The organism is Vibrio sp. Vb0667, assembly GCF_033391095.1.
Genome location: NZ_JAWPOL010000409.1, coordinates 1 through 1,033, shown reverse-complemented (window position 1 = coordinate 1,033; position 1,033 = coordinate 1). Strand labels below are relative to the sequence as shown.

Annotated in this window: 1 pseudogene; it reads right to left on the bottom strand. The window is 45.0% G+C overall.

Annotated elements, in window-relative coordinates:
• A pseudogene (locus R8269_RS26270) lies at positions 1 to 938 on the bottom strand (phosphoglucomutase); the annotation flags it as partial.
• Between the last annotated feature and the right edge of the window lie 95 nt (positions 939 to 1,033).

Sequence of the window (1,033 nt, the reverse complement as noted above, 5' to 3'; positions counted from 1 at the left end):
ACGATACCATGACGGTCATAGTCTGGGTCGTTACCAAACGCAAGATCGTATTCATCTTTCAGAGCTAGCAGACCAGCCATTGCGTATGGAGAAGAACAGTCCATACGAACCACGCCGTCCTTATCAAGCGACATGAACTGGAATGATGGGTCAATCGCTTCGCTGACCAAGGTCAGATCTAAGTTGTATGCTTGGCCGATTTGACGCCAGTAATCAATGCCGCTGCCACCAAGTGGATCAACACCAATTTTCAACTTCGATTTCTGGATCGCTTCCATATCGATAACATTTACTAAGTCATCGATGTAAGGCTTCACCAAATCCATCTCTACGAATAGCTCAGATGCTTTCGCTTCTGCTAGCGCTAGACGCTTCACATCTTTTAGGCCACCAGCAATGATCTCGTTCGCACGATCTTCAATCGCTTGAGTCAATTCAGCTTCTGCTGGACCACCATGTGTTGGATTGTACTTAATACCGCCATCTTGTGGTGGATTATGAGACGGTGTGATAACGATGCCATCCGCTTTCTCATCATGCTTTAGATTGTAAGTTAAGATAGCGTGAGAAATGCCAGGTGTTGGAGTGTAGCCATTATCCTGCTGTACGATGACTTTTACACCATTCGCAATCAAAACTTCGATTACGCTTGAAAACGCAGGTTCTGACAACGCGTGGGTATCTTTGCCCACAAACAACGGCCCTGTAGTCCCCTGCTTGGCACGTACTTCTGCAACTGCTTGTGCGATAGCAAGAATGTGGTTTTCATTAAAAGTTTGCTTGTCTGCTGTGCCACGGTGACCAGAAGTACCGAATTGAACCTTATGTTCCGCATTATTAGCATCAGGCTGAAGTAAGAAGTAGTTAGCAACTAACGCTGGAATATTATGGAGATCTTCCTGCTGCGCTTTTTGCCCAGCACGAGGGTGCATAGCCATGTTTGACATCCTTTCTTTTAAAAATAATAAAATTACAAAAAAGCCTCATAATATCCGCTCACTGCGACGCATTATGAGGCTTCTATCAGGTTTCT